General features: G+C 69.0%; 22 protein-coding genes. 9 read left to right on the top strand and 13 right to left on the bottom strand.

Annotated elements, in window-relative coordinates; translation table 11 throughout:
* Positions 1-15: 15 nt before the first annotated feature.
* From ACIQI8_RS43665 to ACIQI8_RS43640, 6 genes are all read right to left on the bottom strand, one after another.
* Entirely contained in the window at positions 16-1,380 is a 1,365-nt protein-coding gene (locus tag ACIQI8_RS43665) for a sensor histidine kinase (protein ID WP_402364358.1), read from the bottom strand.
* Positions 1,377-2,039, bottom strand: a complete 663-nt coding sequence (locus tag ACIQI8_RS43660; protein WP_402364355.1) for a response regulator transcription factor — start codon at positions 2,037-2,039, stop codon at positions 1,377-1,379. Before ACIQI8_RS43660 ends, ACIQI8_RS43665 begins: the two co-directional genes overlap by 4 nt.
* A 106-nt stretch (positions 2,040-2,145) precedes the next feature.
* Positions 2,146-2,778, bottom strand: a complete 633-nt coding sequence (locus tag ACIQI8_RS43655) for a phosphatase PAP2 family protein (protein WP_402364352.1) — start codon at positions 2,776-2,778, stop codon at positions 2,146-2,148.
* Positions 2,775-3,455 carry a DedA family protein gene (locus ACIQI8_RS43650; protein WP_402364473.1) on the bottom strand — a complete coding sequence of 227 codons (681 nt, stop codon included), beginning with the start codon at positions 3,453-3,455 and terminating at the stop codon, positions 2,775-2,777. The genes ACIQI8_RS43655 and ACIQI8_RS43650 overlap by 4 nt, the downstream gene beginning before the upstream one ends.
* Before the next feature lie 215 nt (positions 3,456-3,670).
* Positions 3,671-5,380: an alpha-amylase family protein gene (locus ACIQI8_RS43645; RefSeq protein WP_402364349.1), complete on the bottom strand. Its 1,710-nt coding sequence runs from the start codon at positions 5,378-5,380 to the stop codon at positions 3,671-3,673.
* Positions 5,371-6,375: a TIGR03885 family FMN-dependent LLM class oxidoreductase gene (locus ACIQI8_RS43640; RefSeq protein WP_402364346.1), complete on the bottom strand. Its 1,005-nt coding sequence runs from the start codon at positions 6,373-6,375 to the stop codon at positions 5,371-5,373. The genes ACIQI8_RS43645 and ACIQI8_RS43640 overlap by 10 nt, the downstream gene beginning before the upstream one ends.
* Before the next feature lie 362 nt (positions 6,376-6,737).
* On the opposite strand from ACIQI8_RS43640, the gene ACIQI8_RS43635 reads away from it, so the two are divergent.
* The 3 genes from ACIQI8_RS43635 to ACIQI8_RS43625 all read left to right on the top strand — a co-directional run bounded on the left by ACIQI8_RS43635 (position 6,738) and on the right by ACIQI8_RS43625 (position 9,948).
* The gene (locus tag ACIQI8_RS43635; protein WP_402364343.1) at positions 6,738-7,568 is read left to right on the top strand and encodes a hypothetical protein; all 831 of its coding nucleotides are present in this window, start codon (positions 6,738-6,740) and stop codon (positions 7,566-7,568) included.
* 240 nt (positions 7,569-7,808) lie between these two features.
* A complete protein-coding gene (locus ACIQI8_RS43630) occupies positions 7,809-8,294 on the top strand; it encodes a hypothetical protein (protein ID WP_402364340.1) in 486 nt (161 codons plus the stop codon).
* A gap of 589 nt (positions 8,295-8,883) precedes the next feature.
* Complete coding sequence (locus ACIQI8_RS43625; protein WP_402364471.1) at positions 8,884-9,948, top strand: LacI family DNA-binding transcriptional regulator; 1,065 nt, start codon at positions 8,884-8,886, stop codon at positions 9,946-9,948.
* A 371-nt stretch (positions 9,949-10,319) separates the two neighbouring features.
* Here the strand turns inward: ACIQI8_RS43625 and ACIQI8_RS43620 are convergent, their stop codons facing one another.
* From ACIQI8_RS43620 to ACIQI8_RS43605, 4 genes are read right to left on the bottom strand one after another with little or no spacing between them, the layout of a single operon-like run.
* Positions 10,320-11,711, bottom strand: coding sequence for a glycoside hydrolase family 32 protein (locus ACIQI8_RS43620; RefSeq protein ID WP_402364337.1), 1,392 nt, complete (start codon positions 11,709-11,711; stop codon positions 10,320-10,322).
* Positions 11,708-12,580, bottom strand: coding sequence for a carbohydrate ABC transporter permease (locus tag ACIQI8_RS43615; protein ID WP_402364334.1), 873 nt, complete (start codon positions 12,578-12,580; stop codon positions 11,708-11,710). The genes ACIQI8_RS43620 and ACIQI8_RS43615 overlap by 4 nt, the downstream gene beginning before the upstream one ends.
* A gap of 22 nt (positions 12,581-12,602) precedes the next feature.
* Positions 12,603-13,598, bottom strand: a complete 996-nt coding sequence (locus tag ACIQI8_RS43610; protein WP_402364331.1) for a carbohydrate ABC transporter permease — start codon at positions 13,596-13,598, stop codon at positions 12,603-12,605.
* On the bottom strand, positions 13,595-15,004 hold the full coding sequence (locus ACIQI8_RS43605) for an extracellular solute-binding protein (protein WP_402364328.1): 1,410 nt from the start codon (positions 15,002-15,004) through the stop codon (positions 13,595-13,597). The genes ACIQI8_RS43610 and ACIQI8_RS43605 overlap by 4 nt, the downstream gene beginning before the upstream one ends.
* A gap of 173 nt (positions 15,005-15,177) precedes the next feature.
* On the opposite strand from ACIQI8_RS43605, the gene ACIQI8_RS43600 reads away from it, so the two are divergent.
* Positions 15,178-16,737, top strand: coding sequence for a glycoside hydrolase family 32 protein (locus ACIQI8_RS43600; RefSeq protein WP_402364325.1), 1,560 nt, complete (start codon positions 15,178-15,180; stop codon positions 16,735-16,737).
* Positions 16,738-17,197: 460 nt separating this feature from the next.
* Positions 17,198-17,572, top strand: coding sequence for a hypothetical protein (locus tag ACIQI8_RS43595; RefSeq protein ID WP_402364322.1), 375 nt, complete (start codon positions 17,198-17,200; stop codon positions 17,570-17,572).
* 157 nt (positions 17,573-17,729) lie between these two features.
* On the opposite strand, the gene ACIQI8_RS43590 is transcribed toward ACIQI8_RS43595, so the two are convergent.
* Entirely contained in the window at positions 17,730-18,524 is a 795-nt protein-coding gene (locus ACIQI8_RS43590; protein ID WP_402364319.1) for a S1 family peptidase, read from the bottom strand.
* Between the two features lie 686 nt (positions 18,525-19,210).
* Here ACIQI8_RS43590 and ACIQI8_RS43585 point away from each other — a divergent pair.
* Entirely contained in the window at positions 19,211-19,456 is a 246-nt protein-coding gene (locus tag ACIQI8_RS43585; RefSeq protein WP_402364316.1) for an acetyl-CoA synthetase, read from the top strand.
* A gap of 39 nt (positions 19,457-19,495) precedes the next feature.
* Here ACIQI8_RS43585 and ACIQI8_RS43580 read toward each other — a convergent pair whose 3' ends face one another.
* Positions 19,496-22,147, bottom strand: a complete 2,652-nt coding sequence (locus ACIQI8_RS43580; RefSeq protein WP_402364313.1) for a glycosyl hydrolase — start codon at positions 22,145-22,147, stop codon at positions 19,496-19,498.
* A 145-nt stretch (positions 22,148-22,292) separates the two neighbouring features.
* On the bottom strand, positions 22,293-23,300 hold the full coding sequence (locus ACIQI8_RS43575) for a LacI family DNA-binding transcriptional regulator (protein ID WP_402364310.1): 1,008 nt from the start codon (positions 23,298-23,300) through the stop codon (positions 22,293-22,295).
* A 462-nt stretch (positions 23,301-23,762) separates the two neighbouring features.
* Here ACIQI8_RS43575 and ACIQI8_RS43570 point away from each other — a divergent pair, with 462 nt between their 5' ends.
* Genes ACIQI8_RS43570 through ACIQI8_RS43560 form a run of 3 tightly spaced genes read left to right on the top strand, consistent with a single transcriptional unit; the run spans position 23,763 to position 26,867 of the window.
* The gene (locus ACIQI8_RS43570; protein ID WP_402364307.1) at positions 23,763-25,070 is read left to right on the top strand and encodes an extracellular solute-binding protein; all 1,308 of its coding nucleotides are present in this window, start codon (positions 23,763-23,765) and stop codon (positions 25,068-25,070) included.
* Positions 25,067-25,969, top strand: coding sequence for a carbohydrate ABC transporter permease (locus tag ACIQI8_RS43565; RefSeq protein WP_402364304.1), 903 nt, complete (start codon positions 25,067-25,069; stop codon positions 25,967-25,969). The genes ACIQI8_RS43570 and ACIQI8_RS43565 overlap by 4 nt, the downstream gene beginning before the upstream one ends.
* Position 25,970: 1 nt before the next feature.
* Positions 25,971-26,867: a carbohydrate ABC transporter permease gene (locus ACIQI8_RS43560; RefSeq protein ID WP_402364301.1), complete on the top strand. Its 897-nt coding sequence runs from the start codon at positions 25,971-25,973 to the stop codon at positions 26,865-26,867.
* The last annotated feature ends 115 nt before the right edge of the window (positions 26,868-26,982 follow it).

Genomic DNA, 26,982 nt, shown 5'->3' with positions numbered 1-26,982 from the left:
GGGGAGGGCTCGGCGTCAGGCGGCAGGCAGAGTGATCACGAACCGGGCCCCCGGTGTGTGCGCGGGGTCGTAGATCACGTCGCCGCCGGCGGAGCGGGCGAGGCGTCGCGCCAATGGCAGTCCCAGGCCCGCTCCGTGGTGTCCGTCGCCGGGATCGGCGCGTTGACCGGGTTCGAAGAGCTGTCCTGCGAAGGGGGCCGGTACGCCGGGCCCGTCGTCGACGATGTCCACCCGTACGCCACCGCGTGCGCGGTACGCGCGTACGGCGATGCCGGAGCGGGCGTAGCGGGACGCGTTGGCCAGGAGCGGGCTGACGATGCGTTCGAGCAGGGCCGGCGGGACTCCGGCCTCCAGTTGCGGGCCGTCGGTGGTGACAGTCAAGTGGTCGGGCGTGTCCAGGACTTGGGTGAGGCGCCGCAGTGCGGGCAGGACCTTCGAGGTGCCCGGTGCGGAGAGTGTGCCGCCCCGGGCGTCGTCCAGGAGGGTGTCGCAGATGGTGCGCATGGACTCGGCGGCATCCGTGATGACCTTGTGGGTGGCGCGGGTCTGGGCGTCGCTACGCGGACGGCTCTGCCACCAGTCGAGTTCGGCGATGATGCGGCTCAGGGGCGTACGCAGCTCGTGCGAGAGTTCTCCGGTGAGCTGCCGCTCGTGGCGCAGCAGGGTGCGGATACGGTCCAGAATCGCGTCCAACGACGTGCCGAGGCCTGCGAGTTCGGCCGGGTGTCCCGTGTTGCCGAAGCGTTCCTCGGAGGTGACGGCGCTCCACTGGGTGGCCTGGTCGGTCATCGTGCGGACGGGGCGCATCGCACGACCTACCGCGAGCCGGGTCAGGGCGTAGGTGCAGGCGAGCATCACGACGTCCAGGGCGATCGATCCCAGGAGCAGCGTGTCGGCCGAACTCCGGTAGGGGGAGAGGTCCAACGCCGTGACCACCGAGGCCTCGCTCCCGCCACCGGGCACTGGCTGCGAGCACAGCCGGAGAGGGCCGCGGACGTCGGCGGTGACGCACCGTCGCCCGCCCTGCCCGGCGAGGGCGTCGGCGACCCGGGTCAAGTGGCCGGCTTTCGGAGGCTGTTCCAACAGGTGCCGGCCGGCGTAGATCCACACGTTGGTGTCGAGGAGTTCGTCGTGGGAGGTCTCCAGGACACGTACCGTCCTGCCGCTGGTGTCGATGGTCGTCGCGACGGCCGCGGCGCGGGTACGCAGTTCGTCGTCCGCCTGGTGCTGGAGGCGGTGGCCGGCCACGACGTTGAAGGCGACGGTGAGGACCAGCATCAGCAGTGCGGCCGTGGTGAGGGCGACGAGCGAGAGCCGGCCGCGCAGTGTGCGGGGCGCCAGCCGGCTGAGGGAGACGGGCCGTGGGTGGAATCCGCTCATGTCAGGCGGTGGCCGATTCCGCGGGCCGTGCCGATCGTCCGGTCGCTGCCCGCCTCGCGCAGCTTGCGGCGCAGCCGCGTGAGGTACTGGTCGAGGGTGTTGTCATGGACTTGGGCGCCCTCGGGCCAGGCCGCCCGGACCAGTTCGCGGCGGCGCACGATACCGCCGTCGGCCGTCATGAGTGCGGCCAGGAGACGGAACTCGGTGGGTGTCAGATCGACCCGGGTGCCTCGGACGCCGGCCGTGTGCCGGACGGCGTCCAGGAACAGGTCTCCGGCTGTGGCGGCAGATGGCGGCGCGGCCCGTTTGAGGGCGGCCCGCAGGCGGGCGGCGAGTTCGGCGAGATGGAACGGCTTGGGCAGGTAGTCGTCGCCTCCGGCGGAGAACCCGGCCAGCCGGTCGGGCAGCCGGTGATGAGCGGTCAGGAAGATGATGGGGGAGAGGAACCCGTTCGCACGCATCGCCTGGCACACGTCCCGCCCGTCGGCGTCGGGCAGTCCGATGTCGAGCACGGCGGCGGAGATGTCGGCCCCGGCCAGCCGCAGAGCGGTGGCGCCGTCCGGCGCGGGCACGGTGTCGAAGTCCTCGTCGCGCAGTCCGCGCATCAGGACGTCACGCAGGCCGTGATCGTCCTCGACGACCAGGATGGTCTGACGCATGGTCCTCCTTCCGCTCTTGTGCTGCGCGAGGGTCTGCCGTCGCGGCCCACCACGGTCATGGTCGGTACGTTGAAGGCCGTCCATGCGCCGAGGCCGTAGCCGCCGGTCAGTTTGGGGATGTCACCACGTCTCGTACGGCGACCACCAGCAGCGGACGCAGACGGGTTGCCGTGAGTCTCAGAGCCGGCATCTCCGCATGCCGGTGCAGCGCAGGCATGGCGAGGAGCGAAACGAGGGCGCCCACCACGACACCCGCCAGCACGTCATGGGGATAGTGCGCGCCGACCCAGACGCGCGCGGCAGCCATCGCACCCGCGGCCACCGCGGCGACAGCTCCGAGCCGGCGGGAGACGAACAGCAGGGCGACGGCGGCCGCGGCGGCGATGGCCGCGTGGTTGCTGGGGAAGGACCAGTCGCCGGGTGCCGGACACGCCTCCAGCGTGGTCACCCCCAGGCTCTGGCAGGGCCGGTCCTCGCGCACCAGCACCTTCAGCGCGGTATCCACCCCGTAGGCCACGACAACGACGAACGGCACGGCGAGTGCTGTCACCGACGCGACAGCGCCGACCCGTCGGGCGCGCCACCAGCCGATCGCCATGAGCATCCCGAACACGGCGAGTCCGTACGTCGACCAGGCCGACACCGAGTCGTCCAGCCAGGTCGGAGCCTCCTGGGCGAGATGCACCATGTCGGTGTACGCCGAGCCGTCGACCGACGAGCCGTCGAAGGCGAGGATCATCCGGGTGTCTCCCTCTGCCTCGCCGCTGCCTTTGAGGCCCGGCGTGAGCGGTACATCTCGGAGGCGAGCGGAATGAGTGACAGCGCCACGATCACCGCGACGATCGGCAGCAGATACCGGTCGATGTTCGGCACGGAGGAGCCCAGGGCGTACCCCGCCAGCGTCAGACCCATGCTCCACACCAGCCCGCCGACCACCTGCCAGAGGGTGAACGTCCGCACCGGCACTCCCAGGGCGCCCGCCATCGGATTGAGGACTGTGCGCACCACGGGCACGAAGCGGGCCAGCACGATCGCCTTGGCGTACCCGTAGCCCTCCAGGAGTTCCTCCGCGCGTTTCGCCCCCTCGCGCAGGCGGGCCGAGCGGCTACGGGCCAGCAGGGCGCCGCCCGCTCTGCGTCCCAGGAGATATCCGCACTGCGAGCCCGCCAGCGCTCCCACCGCCGCGGCGACCAGAAGCGGCGCGAGCGACAACTTCAGGCCGCGGTCGGCGGTGCCGGTGCACAGCAGACCGGCCGTGAACAGCAGTGAGTCGCCGGGGAGGAAGAAGCCGATCAGCAGCCCGGTCTCGGCGAACAGCACCACACCCACGCCGAGCACTCCGAAGGCGGACAGCAGTGACCGCGCATCCAGCACATTGACGGCGAGCTGTGACGACAGGTGTACGGCTGCGGTCATCATCCAGTGCCCTTCGTCCTTCTTCCGGCTGTCGGACGCGGCGGAACGGCGGCTCCCGACATGCGACTACAATTCTGTAGACGGTCTACTGAACTGTAGACGATAGGGGAGTGGGGAACGTTCCACGGCGGACACGCGGGGAGGAGCGGCGGTCGCCCTGCGAGCTCGGTTCGAACGGGACATGAAGGCCGGAGGCTTTCCCGGCGGACGTGACGTCAGTCGGAGGCGACCCTTTCGGGGTCGTCGGCAGGAGTGCCGACGCGCAGCCACCGATAACCGTAGGCGGGCAGTTCGACGCGGAGCAGGCCGTCGTCGTCCACGATGAGACCGGCGTGCCCTTCGTCGAGCAGATCCATGAGCCTTCCGCCGGGCCCGGCCTCTGGCAGCCGCAGCCGTACGGTGACCGGCCCGCCCGCGAAATTGTGCATCGCCAGGACAGCCCCGTCGGTCCCGTCGGTGGTGCGGGCGATGTGCGCCAGGACCGCTCGCTCCCCGGTGTCCACGAGGCGGTAGTCGCCCCAGGCCAGTTCGGGAGCCTCCCGGTAGCGCTCGATGAACAGCCGCATGCGGCTGAGCAGCGAGCCCGGGTCGCGACTCTGCTCGTACACGTTGACCTTCTGGGGTCCGAACGCGCCGTCGGTCAGCGGATTGGGAAAGGCGTCCGGGCGGGCATCGGAGAAGCCGGCGCCCGCCTCCGGGGTCCATTGCATGGGCGTCCGTACGGCTTGGCGTCCTTCGGCGGCCAGGTTCTCCCCCATGCCGAGTTCCTCGCCGTAGAAGAGCACGGGGGTACCCGGCAGGGTGAACAGCAGGCTGTAGGCGAGTTCGATGCGGCGCCGGTCGCCCTCGACCATGGGCGGCAGCCTGCGGCGCAGTCCCCGGTCGTAGAGTTGCATGTCCTTGTCCGGGCCGAAGGACGCGAACACCTCGGCCCGTTCGGCGTCGCTCAGCTTGTCGAGGGTGAGTTCGTCGTGGTTGCGCACGAACGTGGCCCAGTGGGCGTCCCGCGGGGCCGCGGGGCGGTCCCGTAGCGCGGCGGCCAGCGGCCCGGCGTCCTCGCGCGCCATCGACAGGTACATCTGCTGCATGGCGATGAAGTCGAAGCACATGGTGAGCTCGTCGCCGCGGCCCGAGGCGGGGTCGCCGAAGAAGCGGGCGGTGTCGTCGTAGGGCAGATTGACCTCGCCGAGCAGCACCGCCTCACCGTTGCGGCGGCCGAGGAAGGCGCGCAGGTCGGCGAGGTAGTCGTGCGGGTCCGGCAGTGCCCCGGCGTCGGCCTGCCCGTCCGTCTCCAGCAGGAAGGGCACGGCGTCGACCCGGAATCCGGACAGCCCGAGCTGTGTCCAGAACCCCATGACGCGGGCTATCTCGTCGCGGACCTCGGGGTTGGCGACGTTGAGGTCGGGCTGCTGCTTGTAGAAGCGGTGCAGGTAGTACTGGCCGCTGCCCTTGTCGTACTCCCACAGGCTGTCCTCCGCATCGGGGAAGACCACACCCTTGGGACCGTCCTCGGGGGGCTTGTCCGCCCAGACGTACCAGTCGCGGTGGGCGGAGTCCCGGCCGGATCGGGCGTCCTTGAACCAGGGGTGGTCCTCGGAGGTGTGATTGACGACGAGGTCGGCGATCACACGGATGCCGCGGTCCTTGGCGGTGCGGGTGAACTCGGTGAAGTCACCGAGGGTGCCCAGGCGGGGGTCGACACCGTAGAAGTCCGTGATGTCGTACCCGTCGTCGCGCTCCCGCGTCGGATAGAAGGGCATCAGCCACACGCAGGTCACGCCGAGACGCTCCAGATGGTCGATGCGCTGCGTGAGGCCCGCGAAGTCTCCGATCCCGTCGCCGTTGCCGTCCTGGTACGTCTCGACGTCCAGGCAGTACACCACCGCGTTCTTCCACCACAGATCGGACGTACGGGTCAGACGCATCGGTACTCCTTCACCGTGGCGGGAAGCGGGCGGGTGACGTCGAGTCGCGGCAGTACCTCGGCGCCGAACGCGTCGATGAACGGGCCCTGTTCGCGGCCCACGTGATGCAGCATCACGGCGTCGAAGCCGAGCTCCGCGTACTCCTGCAGCCAGGCGGTGTGCCGGCCCAGGTCGGAGGAGATGTTGACCGAGCGCGCCACCTGCTCGGGGGTGACGTGCTCGCTGACGACGTCGAACAGTTCCGCGGTGTCGAGATCCCAACTGGCCGGGGGTCCATGCACGTTGGTGCGCCATTGGTCGTGCGCCAGCGCCCGGGCCTCGTCCTCGCCTGGCGCCCAGCTCAGGTGCACCTGGAGATGCAGCGGCCCACGTCCGCCGGCGTCCCGGTACGCGTCCACGATCTCGCGCAGCAGTTGGCGCGGAGCGTTGACCGTGATCAGGCCGTCGGCCCACTCGGCGCACCAGGCCGCGGTCGCCGTGCTGCACGCGGCTCCGATCAACGGCGGTACGTCCGGCGGCAGCGTCCACAGCCGAGCCCGGTCAACGGTCACCAGGCCGTCGTGGCTGACCTCCTCGCCCCGCAGCAGTGCCCGGATGACGTCGACGCACTCGCGCAGCCGCGCGGTGCGGACGTCCTTGCGGGGCCAACCCGCCCCTGTGATGTGCTCGTTGGAGGCCTCACCGCTGCCGAGCGCCACCCAGAACCTGGCCGGATACATGGCCGCGAGACTGGCGACGGCCTGCGCGACGATCGCGGGGTGGTAGCGCTGGCCGGGCGCGTTCACCACACCGAACGGCAGCCGGTCGGTGGCCTGGAGGGCGGCGCCGAGCCACGACCAGGCGAACCCGGACTCCCCTTGACGGACGCTCCACGGCGAGAAGTGGTCCGAGCACATGGCGGCGGTGAAGCCCGCACGTTCCGCGTGCACCACGGCGTCGAGCAGATCCGCGGGCGGCACCTGTTCGTGCGAGGCGTGTAATCCATAGACGGTCATGCCGCGCGAGTACCCCCGGGAGGGAGCCTCAGCGCAGAAGTGGCCGCACGCCCCCGAAACCGCGTGCGCGGCAGCGGAGTTGCTCCGCACACTCGCTGCCCGGAGTACGTCCCGACGAGTTCCCTGTCAGCTTGCCGGCGATCGGCGTCGTCCTGGCCGGCAAGGGCCTGTTCGGCGCATGCGACCCGGACCTCGATGGGTGCGGGTCTTCCGGCGTGAGCTCGTCTGTCAGGCCAGGAGTTCGTTGTTGTGCCGGGCGACCCCGGGGCAGAGGCGTTCGCGATCTCCGTGGGTGTGGAAGGTCCGGTACGCCGCGTTGCAGTCAGGATGCGTTCAGGCAACCCCTGGCAGCGTCACGCCCCATGACCCATGAACTCTCCGATACACCCGGCACCGAAGCGGGCACGAGGGCCGGCGCCCGGCCTTCTCCCCGCCTGCGGTGGAACAAGGTCCCCGAGGTCACCGACTACTTCTGGATCATCAAGGTCCTGTGCACGACCGTCGGCGAGACGGCGGCCGACCTCCTGAACGAGAAGGCCGGCCTGGGCCTGACGGGCGTGTCCGTGCTGATGAGTGCACTGCTCGCCGTCGTCCTGGTCGTGCAGTTCCGTACGACCGCCTACCGCGCGGGCGTCTACTGGCTCGCCGTCGCCCTGATCAGCGTGGTCGGCACTCTCATCAGCGACAACCTCACCGACAACATGGGGGTACCGCTGGAGACGAGCACCACGGTGTTCGCGCTCCTCCTCGCGATCGTGTTCGTCGTCTGGTACCGCCGTGAGCGGACCCTGTCCATCCACAGCATCGACACCACGAGCCGTGAGTCCTTCTACTGGCTGGCGGTGCTGTTCACCTTCGCGCTCGGTACGGCGGCCGGTGACCTGGTGTCCGAGCGTATGAACCTCGGCTACTGGCTCTCCGCGGTGTTGTTCGGCCTGGCCATCGCCGCGGTCGCGCTCGCGCACTTCACGCTTGGGCTGGACGCGGTGTGGAGCTTCTGGATCGCCTACATCCTCACCCGCCCGCTCGGCGCCTCGATCGGCGACTACCTGTCCCAGCCGACCGGCGACGGGGGAGTGGGCCTGGGCACCGTCGTCACCAGCGTCTTGTTCCTCGCGGTCATCCTCGGCCTGGTCGTCCATCTGGCGGTGACACGCAAGGACGTCGCGAGCGGGGCGCGAGAGGGGACCTGAGCTGTCTCCCGACCTGATGGGCAGGCGGTCGGGGCTGCCTGCCCATCGCTGCTTCAGGTTGCCGCAGGTCAGCGTCTCATCACGTCCAATCCTCTTTGCGCACCCTTAGGGCGATGATCATTGAGTGCTGGGGAGGTGACCCTTACGATCCCTTGAGGCAGACATGACCCCCGCCGGGGACACGACCCCGTCGGGGATGAAGTCAGCCTCCATCACGCCCTGGAAGGTGGGCTGGTACACGTGGGACAGCTGAAGGCCCGCGCTGCCGTGGCGATCGCCGTGGCAGCGAGCCTCTCCCTCAGCGCCGGCTGCACGGCACACAACGGCCAGCAATCACCTGGGAGAACCCCACCTTCCGCAACCTCTTCCGGATCTCCCTCCGCCATCGTTCTGCCGTCAACTCCCCCCGACATCTCCGGCTCGACCAAGGCCCTCGTGCGCCTGGCGGACAGGACGGGGTCGGAAGAGGTGGCCGTGATCGACAGCATCGAGGGCGGGACGGTTGCGGTGGCGACCGAATGCGCCGGTGAAGGGGTAACGAAAATAGTCGTCGGCGGATTGTCCACCTACACCATCCCCTGCGAGGCCGCCCCCTCTGAGACCTACAACGAGATCGGCCTGCGCAGCGCCAGGAAGCACGTCAAGATCGTGGTCACGGCCGGCACCGGAATCCACTGGGGCTTGTCGGTCGGCTGGCGTTCCGAGTATCAGACGCCGCCGTCCTGAGAGCTCGTAACAGATTCATCGGTGCGCCTTTCAGCCGTGTGGCGTGCCGCTACCGGTTGGCCACCAGCCGCATCGTCTGGGCGGCATTCTCGCCGCTCCACAGGGCGCCGCCGACGGCGAGCACCGGCAGGCTCAGCCGGGTCTTGCCGCGCTGCTCGTTCTGCGCGATCGTCTCGTCCAGCGCCCGGTAGTTCGCGAAGCTCGCTCGCAGCGCGCGAGGATCCGCGGTGATCGCGTCGACGTAGACGTCGACTGCGTACGCGGGGATCGCGGTCGGCGTCGCGGCCTTGGTGGCGAACTGCCAGCCGAAGAAGAGCTGTTCCCGTTCTCACGCCGTCCCCGCCGTTCTTCGGCCCGGCCGCGCCCAACCAGAGGCTCTGGCAGTTCGGCTTCAACCGGCTCACCGACCTCGACGAGGAACTGGTCCGAGGAACGCCTTGTAGGCTGACCGGCTGGCAGAGCGGTAGCCGGGCTGGTTCACGACGCCCACCCCGCGACGCCCGGAGGATCTCCCGTGTGCCCTGGCGCTCCCCGCCGATAGGGTGGACGGTGATCGACAGGGACGGGCTGGGTGAGGGCGGCGGACGGCGTGGGTGGTGCCGAGGAGAGCGGGAGCACGGGCACCGGGCGCCCGACGTCACGGGACGTGGCCCGGCTGGCCGGTGTGTCGCACACGGCGGTGTCCTTCGTGTTCAACGGCCGGGCCGACGGCAACCTCTCGCCCGCCACCCAGGAACGCATCCGGCAGGCCGCGTCCCGCCTCGGCTATCGCCCCGACCCGGTGGCCCGCGGTCTGCGCCGTCGCCGTACGGCCGTGATCGGACTGGTCACCGACGAGATCGCGTCCTCACCCTTCGCCGGTCGGCTGCTGCGCGGCGCGATGGAGACCGCCTGGGACAGCGACCATCTCGTCCTCACGGTCGACTCCGGCGGTGACCCGGCCAAGGAGGACGCGGCCGTCGCGGAACTGCTCGACCGGCGCGTGGACGGCATCATCTACGCGGCCATGTCGCTGCGCCGGGTCCGCGTCCCCGAGGGTTTGCACCGCACTCACTCCGTGCTGGCCAACTGCCTGCCCGAGGACGACTCCCTGCCCGCCGTGGTCCCTGCCGAGCGCGCCGGTGGCCGTACCGCGGCCCGGCTGCTGCTCGGTGCGGGTCACCGCCGGCTCGCTGTCATCGGCGGTCTGGACGACATCGCCTCGGCGGAACGCACCCGCGGCTTCCGGGACGCGCTGCGCGCCGAGGGCGTCACCGTGCCCAGGGAGTGGATCGTGCGCGGCGGCGGGGAGATCTCCGCGGGATACGCGGGGGCGCTGCGCCTGCTCGACGGGGTCGAGCCGGGCCGTCGCCCCACGGGCGTCCTGTGCTACAACGACCGGGTCGCGGCGGGTGTCCTCCACGCCGCGACCCGGCTCGGAATCGACGTGCCCGCCGATCTGTCCGTCGTCGGTTATGACGACCAGGAGCACATGGCCGCGTTCCTCACCCCGCCACTCACCTCCATCGCGCTGCCGCACCGGGCGATGGGCGAGGAGGCGGCCCGGCTGCTCCTGGACGCCATCGAAGCCGGCCGCACGCCGCCGGCGACCGTCCGGCGGCTGGCCTGCCCGGTGGTCAGCCGAGCGTCGGTGGGTCCCGCGTCCATCGGGTAACCGGGCGTTTGGCCCGTGCGTGAGCAGTCGTGCCGGCGGGGTTCGGCCGCCCGTCCGGTGACCTGGGCGCCCATCGCGCCGCGCCCGCCCCGCCCTGCGGTCAGCCGTGCCTCGATGGGTCCGGTGTCCATCGGGTACGCCGAGCCCTTGGCCCGTGCGTGAGCAGTCGTGCCAGCGGGGCTCGGCCGCCCGTCCGGTGACCTGGGCGCCCATCGCGCGCCCGCCTTGCCCCGTGGTCAGCCGTGCCTCCATGGGGCAGGTGCCCGTCGGTAACCCGGGCACCTGAACAGGGCGTGAGCAGTCGCGCCTTCGTGGGTGCGCTGTCCAGCCGGTGCCCCGGGTGCCCGGTCCAGGTGTGGCCCGGACTTTGGTCAGCCGCGCCTCTCAGTGTCCGGCGCCCACCCGGTGACCTTGGACCCTGGCCCGTCGACGACCAACTCGGTGACGTCGCCAGGGCGCCGGTAGACGCGCTCGGTGACCATGGCCCGGTCCTCGACGAAGAGTTCGAGGAGCGAGCCGTCGACGAGCAGCCGGAGCTCGAGTTCCGGTCCCTTCCGTACGTGCACGGTGATCGGGGCGGAGCCTTCCCTGCCGGTCCGGGGCCAGGCGCTGCGGTCGAGGACGACGGTCCCCGACGCGGGGTCCGCCCGGATGGTCAACTCCCGCCCGGTCGCGTCCCGTCGCAGTTTCACCGTGGTCGGTCCGCATGCGGTGACCGTCAGGTCGTACGTCGCCGGAAGCGGAACCCGACCCGGCGCAGTGACGAACGGCTCGGCCGGGCGCAGGAGTTCGAGTTCCGGGGCCGGACTCACCCGCAGTGAGCCGTCGGGGTGGACGTCGACCACCCGGGGTGCCGTGAGTACTCCTGCCCATCCGGCCCGGTCCGTCTCCTCCTGCGGGCGGGCCTCCCACGACCAGCCCCACAGCAGTGCGCGGTCCGGCTCCTGGAGCACGGCGGGAGCGTAGAAGTCCCGCCCTTGGTCGAGTCGGCCGCCGGTGCGCGGCTCGAACCTCAACTCACCCTGGTCATCGGTTTCCAGATGGCCCGTCAAATACCCCGTGGAGCAGGGATCTCCGTCCCACAGGGACACCAGGAGCACGTGGTCGCCGCCTGCCGTCCGGTACAGGTGCGGGCACTCCCAGCCCACCGACTTGTCGCCGAAAACGCCCGCCGCCACCGGGTCCCTGCCGTCCAGGAGCACGCCGGCGAACCGCCAGTCGGTCAGGTCGTCGCAGTCGTAGAGCAGGACCGAGGGCGTGCCGTCGGCGTGCCCGGCGCCGACGAGGGCCCAGCGCCGGTCCGCGTGGCGGAAGACGAACGGGTCGCGGAACATCACCACGTCCAGTCCCGGCGGCGGCCCCGCCACCACCGGCGTCGGCAGTGGCTTCCACTCGGTCAGCAGCTCGTTGTCCGGATCGGCCGAGCGCGCCAGGCAGATGGTGCCGAGTCCGGTGTGGGCATGGTCAACTCCCGTGTACACGGCGGTCGGTGTGCCGGCGTCGTCGGTCACGCAGCCCGACCAGCAGCCGGCCTCGTCGGGGCCACCGGGCGTCGGGGTGAGCGCGATCGGGTGGTGCTCCCAGTGCGCGAGGTCGGTGCTGGAGGCATGACCCCAGTGGACGTTGGCGTGCACCGGTGCGTCGGGGTTGTGCTGGTAGAAGAGGTGGTAGCGGTCCCGCCAACGGAACGGCCCATTGGGGTCGTTGATCCAGCCGGCAGGCGGACGGACCCTGAAACGCGGTGCGTTGGGGTCATTGCTCAACGGTTGACTCCTGCCGAGGTGATGCCCTCACGCAGAGGGCGTTGGCCGACGACGAACACGGCGAGGGCGGGGAGCATCGAGAGCACGACCCCAGCCAGGACCACCGAGATCGACCCGGTGCCGAGGTTGCCCTGAAGGGAGACCAGACCCAGCGGAAGGGTGTAGTTCTGGCCGGAGGTCTCCAGGATCAGCGGGCGGAAGAACTCGTTCCAGTGGTAGTTGAAGGCCAGCACCCCGACGATCGCCAGGCCGGGCGCGGCCAGCGGCGCGTACACCGAGCGGAAGATCCGCCAGGGCCCGGCTCCGTCCAGCATGGCCGCCTCGCCCAGGTCCTTCGGCATACCGAGGAAGTACTGGCGCATCAGGAACGTGCCGAAGGCGGTCGGGAAGGCCGGGATGATCAGGCCGAGGAGGGTGTCGGTGAGGCCCATCGACTTCAGCACCAGGAACACCGGCACGATGGTGACCTGCAACGGCACCATCATGGTCGCCAGGACCAGGCCGAAGAGCGGCTTCTTGAAGCGGAACTCCAGGCGCGCGAAGGCGTATCCGGCCAGGCCCGCCGTGATCATCTGGCCGACGGCGATCAGTGCCGTCACCAGCGTGGAGTTCAGGGCGAGCAGCCACACGTCGATCTGGTCGAATACCCCGCGGTAGGCCGCGGACGTCGGGTGCGTCGGGATGATCTGCGGGGGCAGGTCGAAGGACTGGGCCGGGGTGCGCAGGGAGGTGGAGACGGTCCAGACGACCGGGCCCAGCGTCAGCAGGGCGCAGACGGTCAGTGCGGCGATCCGGGCCCAGGGGGCGAGTGAATGACGTACGCGGCTCAGAGTCGGGGTTGATTTCAGGGTCGGGGTTGCTTGGCTCATGGCGCTCATGCGGCTCACCGGCTCACTGGTAGTGGACGAAACGCCGGCTGAGCCGGAACTGGAGGGCGGTGACCGCCATGATCAGCACGAAGAGCAGCACGCCCACCGCGGATGCCTCGCCGAAGTCGAGCTGCTCGAAGGCTCGTTCGTAGATCACCATCACCACGGTGCGGGTGGCATCGCCGGGTCCGCCGTCGGTGAGGACGTAGGGCTGTTCGAAGACCTGGAGGGCGTTGATGATGCCCACCACCGACGCGACGAGCAGCGTCGGCGACAGCAGCGGCAGCGTGATGCCGAGGTGCTTGCGCAGGCCGGTCGCGCCGTCGAGAGCGGCGGCCTCGTGGATCTCCTTGGGGATGTTGTTCAGACCGCCGACGAACAGCAGGAACGAGAAACCGAACTGCTGCCAGACGTAGACCAGGATCACCGTGGCCATCGCCGCGTGCTCCGAGGTCAGCCAGGGCACGGGCGCGACGCCGACCAGTCCGATCAGCCAGTTCACCACCCCGAAGTCCTGGTTGAACAGGTACTTCATCACGACCGAGATCGACGCGGCGGACAGCACCAGCGGAAAGAAGAACGCCGAACGGAACACCGACCGCAGCCACACCGGCATCCGAGCGTTCAGTGCGAGTGCCAGCGTCAGCGCGATCAGCAGTTGCAGCGTGACCGCGAGGACCATGAACAGGAGCGTGTTGCGGAAGGAGACCAGGACGGTCGAATCCGTGAAGGTGGTGCGGTAGTTGGCGCCGCCGGCGAATCGTGGCGGGTCGATCACGTTCCAGTGGAACAGGCTCAGCACGAGGGAGCCGATGATCGGCACGACCGTGAAGACGACGATGCCGACGACCGTGGGCGCCAGGAACAGCGTGGCCAGCAGCCGGGATCCGCGGTCGCGGACCGACGGCCGTACCGTGACGGCGGGTGGTGGCGTGGGCCGCGAACGTACGGCCGGGACCTGGGCGTTCGGGTTCTGAGTGTTCGGGTCCTGGGCGTTCGGGACCTGGGTGTTCGTCATATCTCACGCTCCATGGCCTGCTCCAGGGCGCCCTGCATCCGGCGCAGCGCGGGACCCACCGCACGCGGCGAGGCCAGCGCGGTGCCGGTGTACTTGAGCAGGACGTCGGTCACCTCGGCGACCTGCGGCGGCGCGGGGATCGGGCCGGTGTCGGGGAACCGGTCGAGGGTGTCGTAGAAGACCTGCCAGTGGGCCGGGCCGCTCTCGGCGTAGCGTGCGGCGGTCAGCATCGAACGGCGGGCCGGGGTGGTCTGGTTGCCCTGGAACAACCGGGTCATGGTGTCCTTGTGGGCCGCGTACTTGATGAACTCCCAGGCGGCTTCCTGCTTCGTGGAGGTGCGCAGCAGCGCGTAGCCCGCCGCGCCGAACTGGTGGCGCTGGGTGCGCCAGCGCGGGAAGTACTGCACGTCGTAGTCGTCGGCCCGCATGCCGGCCAGGTGCAGGCCGCCCGCCCAGAAGCCGCCCGCCGGTGTGACGCCGACGCGGCCGGTGGAGAACACGCCGACCAGATTGCTGCCGTTGCCGCCCTCGGGCCGGGTGCACAGGTCCTCCTGGACGAGGGAGGCGAGATAGCCGTACGCCTCCTCGACGCGGTCGGCGTCGGCCTGCGGGGTGCTCCAGCGGTAGCCGCCGCCGCGTCCCTGCCGGTCGGCGGCCGGGTAGAAGGTGTCCCACAGCCAGGAGCCGCCGGGCGCCTTCGACTCCGTCAGCAGGTTCGTGCCGTTCGCGAAGAGCCAGGGCACCACGCCGCCCCACAGCCGGTTGGTCCAGAAGTACGGCGTGAAGTGCGCGTCGCCGGCGCGCTTCATCTCCCGCAGCAGCGTGGTGAAGTCGTCGCGGCTCCAGTCGGCCGCCGGGAAGCCCGCGCCCGTCCGCTTCAGTACCTGCTTGTTGAGGTAGATGTCGGCGGCGTTGAACTCCATCGGCAGTTGGTAGAGGTTCCCCTCGTACATCATCGATTCGACCAGCGAGGGGTGGACGTCGGCGAAGTACTCACGCAGCTGCGCCGCGTCCCGCCGTACCCAGCGGTCCAGGGGCACGCCGAGTTTCTGGGCGAACAACTGCACGCCCTCGGTGGCCACATACACCAGGTCGGGGGCGCTGCCCGCGGCGATCTGGGTGAGGATCTTCGCGAAGAAATCCGACCAGTCGACGGCCTGCACCGCGTTCACCCGCAGCGGGATGTCGGGGTGGAGCCGGTGGAAGCCCTTGGTGAGGGCGTCGACGGTGGCCGGGTCGAAGGCGGAGCCGAGGGTGGCGACGACGAGGGAGCCGTCGTCGCGGCCCGGGATGTCGGCTCCCGTGAGCCGGTCCCAGCTCGCGGCGGTCCCGGCCAGGGCGGCTGCTCCGGCCCCGTAGGCGCCGTACCGCAGCAGCGTGCGGCGGGGGATGTGCGAGTCAGTCATCAACGGGCCTAACTCGTGTTAGTTCAGGGGTGATGCCCAGATGATGGGAACTGGGCGGCGGACCTGTCAAGGGTCGGGAACGCACGACCTTTAACGAGTTAGGACTCTTGACCTTTATCGAGTTAGGTCTACAGTCCTCGTTCGCAGGAGCCGCACGAGAGGAACGATGCGTCATGCTCGGAACCCCGGGGATTTCCAGGAGATCACTGTTCGCGGGATCGGCGGCGGGCGCCGCCGCAGCGCTGCTGTCCAGCGGAACGGCCACGGCTGAGGGCTGTACCAACTCCGCAGCGTGCGGGGCGAGTTACCGTGCCGCGTTCCACTTCACGGTCCCCGACCAGTGGAAGAACGACCCGCAGCGGCCCGTATGGATCGACGGCGAGTACCACTACTACTACCTCTACAACGCCGACTACTTCACCGGTGCCGTCGGCACCGCGTGGCGCCTGGCCACCACCAAGGACCTGGTCTCCTTCACCGACCGCGGGGTCGCCGTGCCCAAGGACACCACGCCCAACGGCGATGTCTGGTCGGGTTCGGCGGTGGTCGACACCGGCAACACGGCCGGATTCGGCGCGGGCGCGGTCGTCGTCATCGCCACCATGTCCCCGGGCGACGGCACCGACCGCCAAGCGCAGTTCCTGTACTACTCGACCGACGGCGGTCTCACCTTCATCAACTATGGGACCGACCCCGTCCTGCCCAACCCCGGAGTCGCCGACTTCCGCGACCCCAAGGTGATCCGCGACGAGGACCGAGGCCGCTGGGTGATGGCACTCGCCGAGAACGACAAGGTCGGTTTCTACCACTCCGACGACCTCAAGTCCTGGTCGTACGTGGGCGGGTTCATCCACAGCGGCATCGGAGTCCTGGAGTGCCCCGACCTGTTCCGCATCACCGCGGGCGACGGCACGGTGAAGTGGGTGCTCGGCGTGAGCGCCAACGGGAAGGGCGTGGGGCTGCCCAACACGTACGCCTACTGGACGGGTTCCTTCGACGGCGGCGCGTTCACCGCCGATGCGAGTGAGCCGCGGTGGCTCGACCACGGCTGGGACTGGTACGGCGCCGTCACCTTCGAGAAGCGGGACGGGAGCGGCGCGGTGGACGCGGCCGCCCGGTACGCGATCGGATGGGTGAACAACTGGGACTACGCGGGCACCACCCCCACCATCGACTGCGACGGCTTCAACGGCACCGACTCCGTCGTCCGCGAGATCACCCTCAAGAAGGCGTCCGACAACACCTACTACCTCGCCTCCCGGCCCGTCGCCGGCCTCGACTCGCATGTCTCCCGCACCGTGAGCCTGGGCGACGTGACCGTGAACGGCACGAAGGTGCTCGACTACACCGGTATCTCCTATGAGGTGACGACCGAGATCACGTGGTCCCAACTCACCGGCGCCGGAATCCAGTTGAGGCGCTCACCCGACGGTGGCCGGCACATCGACGCCGGGATCTACGCCGACTACGCCTTCCTCAACCGGCGCAACACGGTGAACGCCGACACGTCCGGCAAGTGGCAGGAGAGCCACACCCCGTTCGACCCGTCCGCCGGCACGGTGAAACTGCGCATCCTGGTGGACCGCACGTCGGTGGAGATGTTCGTCGACGACGGCCGCTACGTGCACACCAGCCAGGTGTTCCCGTACCTGCTGGACACCCGGCTCGCGCTGTTCACGATCGGTGGCGGCGCGGTGTTCCGCAACACGGTGATACGCGAGTTCTCGGTGTGAGGCCGACCGGGACGAGACCCCCGAGCGGCGCCGGCCTGGCTCAGTCGGCCCATCCGAGAATGGAGACTCCCGGATCGGAGCCGGACGCCCGTGAGAGGTCACGACGGCTCTGCACGGTATCGGGGTGGTCTTCGCCCAGGAGTCTGGTCCTGAGATCGAAATTCTCACGGTGGCTGTCCGCATTGTCGCGTCAAAGGTGTGGGTGCGGCCGATGGTCGCGTCGAGGGTGGGGAATCATCCCGGGCAGATCCGGGGAGTCCATGAACGCACAGGTGCTTTTCGGCATGCGGCCTTGGCGAAGAGTCCACAGCTATTGGCGGAGCGTCCACAACGCTCACCACCACCCAGCTGGAGTCATGCCGCGAGCGAAGAATCGCTACCGGACGCGTAGTTGGTGCCTCCGTCGGGGGCCGAACAGAACCGGGAGCACACTGATATGCGAGCTTTCAGAAGAGTCTCGATGGTGGCCGGAATCGTGGCGATGTCGGCCATGGGTTTCGCCACCCAGGCACAGGCGTCCCAGAACAGCGGCTGGGTGTACACCAGCAACCAGAGCGGTGCCGTGTACTTCGACGCCGACCTCAACGGCTACCCGGGCCTGGAGAAGATCACGGTCTGCGACAACAAGACCGACGGTCGTGGTACCGATGCCTTGGTGACGGGCAAGAAAGGTGACACCTCCATCGGCGAATACCTGAACGACCCTTCCAATGACGGGCACTGCGAGTCGAGGACGGGCGACTTCTTCACGGAGGAGACGGCGGTCGGCGTCGGCGTGTGGGAGTACTGGGGCGACAACACCGCCCACAACGGGTTCGGCTCGGGAGTCGCCTGACCTCCGCCCCCTTCGTGCTTTCGTGTGGGCTCTTGGGTTGTCGTGCCGCAGGGTGAGGAAGGGTTGCGCTGCGGTGGGCGGCGCCGGGGGACCCAACGCCGCGGCGACACGAGGGTCCCTGGACTCCAGGACCACAAACCGTGCCGCCCGGCCGAGGTCAGGACGTGTGGAGGCCCAGGTCCGCGGCGACCGAGTCGGCGCGGACGAAGACCGACACCGGGAACTGCTCGTCGCAGTACTTGTTGCCGGACGACACGATGCCGACCACCTTGCCACCGCTGACGAGCGGTCCGCCGGAGTCGCCCGGGCAGATGCTGTCGGTGGTTCCCGGCCTCGGCATGCCGCACAGCATGGCCGCGGGGTCCGTGTCGGGGTCCGTGTAGGGCTGGCAGTTGGCGACGGGGGAGAGGAGCAACGTGGCCTGCTTGAGCCGGGTCGCGGACTCTCCGGGGCCGGTACGCCCCCAGCCGAGCACGGTGGCCTTCCGGCCGTCGGCGACCAGCTTGGCATCCTTGGGGCCCGCCACCGGGATCGTGCGGTAGGGCATCGGCCGGTCCAGAGTGAGGACGGCGGCGTCGTAGGCGTAACCGGGCATGGTGTAGCGCGAGTCCAGCCGGTAGGACGCCACGTTCCGCACGGTGCCGCCGGTGCTGTCCACCTTGGTGCGGCCACCGATGACCCGAAGTGCGGAGACGTCCCCGGCGTTCTCCACACAGTGGCCGGCGGTGAGCACCTTGGTGGGCGCGACGAGCGTGCCGCCGCAGAACTGGCTGCCGTCGAGTTCGATCATCATGGCGTACGGTCGGGCGTCGGTCGTGGCCGGACCGCCGCCCTTCACCGCGGAGGCGGGAGAGGCCGCGGCCCAGAGCGCGGCCGCGGTGAGCGTGGCGGTGACGACGGCCGCGGAACGGATAGCGGCCCGAGAGGTTCTGACGGCGGAACGGATCGGCATTACGGTTTCCCCCTGAACTGCGTGGTGCACGGCCGGTCGGCCGTCGCATCCTGTGGTCGGTGGTGATGACGTGCCGCGGGCACCGGCCGGTTCATGGAACGCGTGCGGATGGATTCCCTCCGTGGATACGCAATGAACTCGGCGGGTGCCGCACACGCTGCCATTGATCCGCAAACGCGGGAACTCCCTTCAGCCACAGCTGAAAAGCCCGCTTCATGACAGGGGAGCTCGAAAGTCCGGATCGCGTTTTGTACGGACCAAGGCCTGAGGCCTCACGCTCACCGTTGTGCCCATGCCTTTGCGTGGAGATGGGCGAATCGAAACAGCCAGCATGGTGTCGGCTCGCGTGCCGACGGGAGACGCTGTGGTGCACGCACACGCAGGGAGGTGCTGGGATGCGAGGGTGGGCCGGGGTGCCGCTGGCCGTCGGAGTGGTCGTCCTTGCCGCGTGCAGCGGATCGACGGGTGGCGGGTCGGCGGGAGCGCCGTCAGGGAGCCGTGATGGCTCGGCACGGCCGTCAGCCTCTGCATCGACGCCGGCGTCGTCCTCGGCCTCGTCCGCATCGCCTTCCGCGTCCTCCTCTTCGACCGGGAGGTGTGCCGCCGGGCACACGGAGATCACCGTCAGTCCCGGTGGTGCCGTCGAACGACGGCTGTGCGTACGGCCCGGGACCATGGTGACTCTCGTGCTCAAACCGCGTGTCGACGACAAGAGGTGGACGGCCGTGCGGACTTCCGCGCCGGTTTTCGTCCTGGCGTCCGGTTGGCGGGTGGATTCGGACGGTACGGCCCATGCCTCGCTGCGGTGCGCGGGGACCCGGGCCGGTGAGGCCGAGGTCACCGCGTTGGCGAAGGCGTCAGATGTGGCGGGCGCGGCGAGCGCTGCCTTCACGCTGCATGTGAGTGTGGTGCCGTACACGACGCGGGGGTGATCCCGGGAACCCCGGGATCACCTCTGCGACGTCACCGCGTCAGTCGCAATCACGCACCTTGATCGTGTAGATGCCACGGCCGTGTGTGGCCGCGTACAGAGTGGTGCCGTCAGGGCTCAGCTTGAGCTGGAGCACGGCGACGGCCGGGAGATCTCCGACGCGCTTCCACGTCGAACGGCCCGGCGCGCGGTAGACGACACCGAGATCGGTGGCGACGGCGAGGCCGCCGTTCGGTGTGACGACCGCGGAGTCGGCCGGGACGTCGGGCAGGTTCTTCGAGATGTCCTTCCAGGTGGTACCGCCGTCCTTGGACTCGAAGACGTGGCCGACGCCGGCGCCGGGGCCCTCGGTCCACTGGCGGGAGAAGCCGTTGACGGTCAGGTAGACGTGGTTGGCGTTCTTCGGATCGATGGCGAAGCCGCTGAGGTAGCGGTTGGGCACCGTGGCGTCCACCGGCAGGGTGATGTCGTGCCAGCCGGTGCCGTCCGCGTTGCCGACCGAAATGCCGCGGGCGAAGCCCTGGTTGTTGCAGGGGCCGCACCAGGCCGCGTACACCTTGCCGCCGGAGATCGCGACGGCGGTCGCGGTATGGCCTTCGCCGAGGTCGTAGAGGCTGCTCCACTCGTCGCCGTCGCGGATGGCGTAGCCGTGGGTCTGCACCCACACGTGACGGCCACCGGCGATCCACGTCGAGCTGTTCTTCGCGTCCGCGGCGAGTGGGGCGATGAAGCGGGCCTCTCCGGTGGCGTTGTCGGCCGGAGCGACGTTGTACGAAGTGATCTTGCTGGGGTCGGTGACCCAACTGCCGTCGTTCACCGCACAGTTCTGGGTCACCTGGATCGCCAGGTAGACATACTCCTCGGCGATGTCGCAGCCGTTGGCAGGGTCGGTGAGGGTGTCGCCGCCGTCGCCGCCGAAGTTGGAACCCATGACCTTGTCGTTGCTGCGCAGGATGGACTGGCCGTTGTCCTGCAGGCCGCCGGTGACGGAGACGCCGCCGTGGGCGAGGTCCTTGCCGACGCCGACCGAGTAGTACTGGAGGGTGTCGATGGTTCCGTCGTTGAGCGAGGTCCAGTCGGTGGCGTGCCCGGAGGCGTCCTGGGAGCCGTCGAGGGGGCGCTTGTAGACGCCGCCGTCGTTGCCGACGTAGACGAAGCTCTTGCCGTGGTATCTGCCGATCGCGACGCCGTGCTGGTCGGAGTGGGTGGTCGGGCTGCAGTCACCCGTCTGCTTGGTGGGGTCGATGCTCCAGCAGGGGAAGCCGAAGTTCCAGTAGGGGCCGACGGCCGACCAGGTGGTGCCGCTGTCCTTGGTCTCGTAGACCTCTTCGAGGCCGGCGTAGACGTGTTGTGCGTTCGCCGGGTCCACGGTCAGGAACTGGTTGTACCAAGCCTGTACGCCGGGCATGTAGCCGCTGGACGTGAGCGCCGAACCGGCGGCGGCCAGGCCCTGGTAGTCGGCGATCTTGGTCCAAGGGCCTGTGGGAGAACCGGACTTGGAGACGTAGATGCCCTCCAGTGCGCTGTCCGGGTTGGTGTTCAACTGCTCCGGGGACTGGTCGATGGCGTAGTAGCGCGAGCCGTCGGCGGAGCGGGCGAACGTGACGTTGCCGACGTCGTCCGCGTCGGCCGGCAGGTCGCCCAGACCGCCTGTGATCCGGGTCCAGGTGCCGTTCACCTTGCTGTAGAAGCCGTTGTAGTCGTCGCCGCTGCGCCAGCCGACCGCGAGGACCACCTTGGAGGGGTTCTTCGGGTCGATCGCGATGTCGTTCGCGATGTTCTTGTACGGCGCGGACGGGTCGCTCGCCAGCGAACCATGGGGCAGATAGGCGGGGTTGGGCGCGAACTCCAGCTTCCAGGCGCCCTTCAGCGTCTTCGTCGAGTGGCTCCACACGCCCTCGCTGGTCGCCGCCCACACCTTGCCGCCGCCGAAGCGCAGTTCGTGGACGGTGGTGGACTCCAGCTCGTCGCCGCCGACCCGGCTGCGGGAGGAGAAGGAGCCGCGGCGCGGGTCGGACAGGACGTAGACGCCGCTGCCGAGGTAGGCGTCGGCGTTGGTCGTCGCCTCGCCGGTGCCCAGCCACAGCCGCCCGGCGCCGTCCAGCGCGAGCGCGCCGGTGGACTGCGAGGACAGCTTGTCGCTGATGGGTTGCCAGTGGCCGCCGCCGGACCTGGACCGCCAGACGCCGCCGCCCGCGCTGCCCGCGTACACGTACCCGTCGTCGTCGGCTGCCATCGCCGCCATGCGGCCGGTCACGTTGCCCGAGCCACCACTGGAGTTGGAGTCGTAGTCGCGGTAGCGGGGGTCGTCGGAGTTGTAGGGCAGATTCGTGGCGTTGTGCCAACTGCCGCCGGTGCTCGGCAGGTTGGTCAGACTGTTCCAGGCGGCGCCGTACGCGCCCGGTGCGACGATGCCGGGTGAGGTGCGGGCCTCTGCGTACTGGTCCGCGCCCTCCACTATCTCGTCGGCCTCGTTGCCGTCATCACCGCCGTCGTCGTCCTGGGCTTTCGCCTTGGGGCTGACGACGCCTGTCGAATGGGTGCGTTCGGCGGCGAGTCGGGCGAGTGCGCGGGCGCCGAAGGGGCTGTTGTTGCCGCTCGGCGCGGCACCGGCGGGTATCGCGACGAGTGCGACGGATGCGGTGATGGCGCAGATCGTGAACCATCGTCTCTTGCGGGTAGGTGCTGACACCAGGTCCTCCCAACGGGTACAGATACAGCCGTCGCTGGGACCCGACCACGCGAGAGAGGAAGCGTCCGACACTTGGGCAGCCTTTGACCAGAACCTGCCACTTCGTGTATTGGGCGGGAGGCGCTGGCGCGGGAGACGTTTCCTGTTAGCGGGGCGGCGCCGTCGAGGCCCGCACCACGAGTTCGGTGGCGAGTTCGATGTGGTGGGACTCGACCTTTTCGCCGTTGACCAGTCGGAGCGCGGTGCGGAGGGCGGCACCGCCCATCTCCCGTAGTGGCTGGCGCACGGTGGTCAGCGGCGGTGAGGCCATCTGGGCGAGGCTTGTGTCGTCGAAGCCGACCACGCTCAGGTCGTCGGGGATGCGCAGGCCTCTGGCGCGGGCGGTCTCGATGACACCGAGGGCGATCTCGTCGTTGCCTGCGAAGATCGCGGTCGGTGACTCCTCCAGGCCCAGAAGCGCCGTGGCGCCGAGCAAGCCCGTCTCGTACGTGAATTCTCCGGGCCGGACGTAGGCGTTGGGCACCTGTATTCCTTCCGCCTCCATGGCGGCGCGGTAGCCGTGCATACGTGCCTGGTTGCATACGGCCATGGCCGGTCCGCCGAGATAGGCGATGCGGCGGTGGCCCAGCGAGAGCAGGTGCCGGGTCGCGGCCAGGCCGCCGGCGAAGTTGGTCGCCCCCACGCTGTTGACCCGGCTGTCCGGCAGGTGCAGTGGGTCCAGCACGACCAACGGCAGCCCGGCCCGGGCCAGTTCGTTCAGGTGCGCCGCGGTGTACACGCTGGTGACCGCGATGACGGCGCGCCGCCCGGCCGAGACCAGATCCCGGGCCCAGTGCGGGGCATGGGACGCCTTGCTGATCACCACCGAGGCCCCCAGTTCGGCGGCGGAGTCGATGATGCCTTCCAGGGTCTCGGCCACGTACGACTTGAGGCCGCCCTGGAACTGCACCTCGATGGTCGGGACTTCGACGGCCTCGGTGTGACGGAACACCGGCGCGAGGTAATCGTGCTGATGCAGCAGCTCCTGTACCCGGGTGCGGGTGTGCGGTGCCACGTCACCGCGGCCGTTGACGACCTTGGACACGGTCGCGACGGAAACCCCGGCCGCTTGGGCGATGTCCGCCAAGGTGGTGCGCCTGGCGTTCGGTCGCATCGGTTTCTCCCAGTTGTACGTCCACCAGTGTGGTGAGCCGCCGGTCGGACCGGCAATGCGGGTGGAACCGGTCAACCGTACGGTAGCCCGGCACCGAGATCGTCCACGGAGGTGCTGACGGGCTCCTCGTTCCGGACACGTCCGACGAACTGCGTGAGACCGCGTCCGGCTCTGCCCAGCAGGACCTGCACCGACAGTGAGTCAGACGCAGCCATGGCAGGGCCTCCTGCCCTCAATCAGACGATTTCGAAATAGTTTCGATCCCTGCCGAGGCCTCTCGGAGGCGGCTCTTGCCCGATGCTACGGGGCTGAATGCGGGCCGACAATGCGTCGCTGCACATGTCTTGACAGGGCTTCAGACCGAAACCTAGCTTGCACGGACAGAGCAAGAAGAAGGTTCTTTCGAAAACCTTTCACCATGACTCACGAGAAGCCTGTGGCTCTCGAGTGCGGAGAAAAGACATGGCGCTCTCCCGACGTACCCTCCTCGGTCTGGCTGTCGGCGTGCCGGCCTCCGCGGCGCTGGCGGCCTGCGGCTCGTCCGGTCCCGGCAAGAGCGGCGGGGCCACGTACTGGTACCTGAACGGTCAGCCGCAGGAAGGCGTCAGGGCCGGCGCGGTGGACGCGTTCAACAAGGCCCACCCCAAGGAGCAGATCAAGGACACCACGTTCCAGAACGACGCGTACAAGACGAAGATCAAGACCTCCATCGGTGCCGGAACGGCGCCCACCATCATCTGGGGCTGGGGCGGCGGGACGCTGCGCACCTACGCGGAGGCGGACCAGGTCGAGGACCTCACCTCGTGGTTCGACGAGCATCCCGAGGTCAAGAAGGGGCTGTTCCCATCCTCGTTCGGGGCGGCGACCGTGGACGGAAAGATCTACGCGATGCCGGTCGAGACCGTGCAGCCGATCATCCTCTACTACAACAGGAAGGTCTTCGACCAGGTCGGCGTGGAACCGCCCAAGTCCTGGGACGACATCATGGCGCTGGTGCCCAGGTTCAACGCGAAGGGCATAGCGCCGTTCTCCCTCGGTGGCCAGTCCCGGTGGACGAACATGATGTGGCTTGAGTTCCTGTTCGACCGCATCGGCGGTTCCGAGGTGTTCCAGGCCATCATCGAAGGTGAGAAGAACGCCTGGTCCAACCCGGACGCCATCACCGCGCTGACCAAGGTGCAGGAGCTCGTCAAGGCCCACGGGTTCGTGAAGGGCTTCTCCTCGATCACCGCGGACTCCAACGCCGACCAGGCGCTGCTGTACACCGGCAAAGCCGCGATGATGCTGCACGGGGCCTGGTCGTACGGCATCCAGCAGGCGGATGGGGGTGACTTCGTCTCCAGCGGCTCGCTGGGCTACATGACCTTCCCGCCCGTGGAAGGCGGCAAGGGCGATCCGAGCGACACCGTCGGCAACCCCGCCCAGTACCTGTCGATCTCCTCGAAGGCCAGCGCCGAGCAGAAGAAGGTCGCCAAGGACTTCTTCGCCAAAGGCGTCCTCCAGGAGGAGGAGGTGAAGGCGTGGATCGACAACGGGTCGGTCCCGATCCGGATGGGCACGGAGAAGCTGCTGGCCGCCTCCAAGAGCGCCGACTTCCTGCAGTTCACCTACGACATCGCCAGCAAGGCCAAGGTGTTCGGCCAGTCCTGGGACCAGGCCCTCAGCCCGACGGCCGCCGAGACCCTGCTGGACAACATCGTCAAGTTGTTCCAACTGTCCATCTCACCCAAGCAGTTCGCCGGCAACCTCAACGCGGTCATCGGCAAATGAGTTCACTCACCGGCCATCGGCCGCGTCGCGAACCGCGCAGCATCCTGCCCTGGCTGGCGGTGCCGGCGCTGGTGGTCTTCGTCGGCTTCGCCGTGATTCCGCTCGTCGGTGTCTTCGCGCTGAGCTTCACCACGTGGGACGGGATCGGCGCCATCCACCCCTCGGGACTGACCAGTTGGCGTGCGGTGCTCACCGACCCCGGGCTGCCGCACGCCCTGTGGGTGACCTTTCTGGTGATGGCCGTGTCCTGGGCCGTTCAGACACCGCTGAGTATTCTGCTCGGTACGTTCATGGCGGGCCGCCAGCGCTACCGCGCGGTGCTGGGCGTCGTGTACTTCGTCCCGCTGATGCTCAGCTCCGCGGCCATCGCGATCGCGTACAAGGCCCTGCTGGACCCCAACTTCGGGCTCGGCGCCGGACTGAACATCCAGGCACTGAGCAAGGACTGGCTCGGGCGGCCCGGGCTCGCGTTCGGAGTCGTCATCTTCGTCGTCTCCTGGCAGTTCGTCCCGTTCCACTCCCTGATCTACCAGGGTGGTGTCCAGCAGATCCCGAAGTCCCTTTACGAAGCGGCGCAGTTGGACGGAGCCGGACGGATCCGGCAGTTCTTCAGCATCACGCTGCCCCAGCTGAAATACACCATCATCACCTCGTCCACGCTGATGGTGGTCGGGTCGCTGACCTTCTTCGACCTCATCTTCATCCTCACCGAGGGCGGCCCCGCCGATGCCACCCGGGTCCTCGCACTGGACATGTACAAGCGCGGGTTCCAGGCCAGCCTGATGGGACCGGCCAGCGCCATCGCGGTCATCCTGGTCCTGGTGGGTCTGGCTCTCGCTCTGCTGCTGCGCCGGCTCGGCGGCCGGGACGCCGGCGCGAGCCAACTCGAGGGGGCCTGACGTGACCACCACCCTGACCCAGTCGCGGCAACCACAGAAGACCACCCACCGCGAACGGCAACGCCGCCCGCGTCGGACGGCCGGCCGCCGCAACTGGGCCGGCGGCCTGGCCGGATGGCTCTGGCTCGTCATCGTCGCCGTACCCCTGTACTGGACCCTCATCACCAGCTTCAAGGCCAAGAGCCGCTACTACGCGAGCAACCCGCTGGTGCCGTCGAGCGACCCGACGCTGGACAACTACCGGTTCGTCATGGAGAACGATTTCCTCCGCTACTTCCTGAACAGCGTCGTGGTCACCGCCGGCGCCGTGGTGCCGGCGGTCGTGATCTCCTTCATGGCCGCCTACGCGATCGTTCGCGGTTGGCGCATGCGGGTCCTTCGCGTGATGAACGGGCTGTTTCTCATGGGCCTGGCCATCCCGCTGCAGGCGACGGTGATCCCGGTCTACCTGATCATCATCAAAATGCACCTCTACGACAATCTGCTGGCACTCATCCTCCCGTCGATCGCCTTCGCGATCCCGCTGTCGGTGCTGGTGCTCACCAACTTCATCCGCGACGTACCCAAAGAGCTGTTCGACTCGATGCGGGTCGACGGCGCCAGCGAATGGACGACACTGTGGCGGCTGGCGGCACCGCTGACCCGGCCGGCCATCCTCACCGTGACCATCTTCAACTCGCTGACCATCTGGAACGGTTTCCTGCTGCCGCTGATCCTCACCCAGAGCCCTGACCGCCGGACCCTGCCGCTGGCGCTGTGGACCTTCCAGGGTCAGTACGGGGTCAATGTCCCTGCCGTTCTGGCCGCCGTCGTCCTCACCACACTGCCCGTCCTGGTGCTGTACGCGTTCGGCCGCCGCCAGCTGCTGAGCGGACTGACCGCCGGATTCAGCCGTTGACGACCGATGGCCCGGCCACGCGGATCCGGGTCTCTGCCGAAGCCCGGACGCGATCTGCCCCTTCTTGAGTCCTGCTCGTCCACCTGTTCGCCCGTCGCGTCCCGGCCAAGGGCCT

The sequence above is a fragment of the Streptomyces sp. NPDC092369 genome (genome assembly GCF_044755245.1).
In the GTDB taxonomy this organism is placed as follows: domain Bacteria; phylum Actinomycetota; class Actinomycetes; order Streptomycetales; family Streptomycetaceae; genus Streptomyces.
The sequence above is the reverse complement of the archived record's forward strand: the minus strand, read 5'-3'. Positions and strand labels throughout refer to the sequence as shown.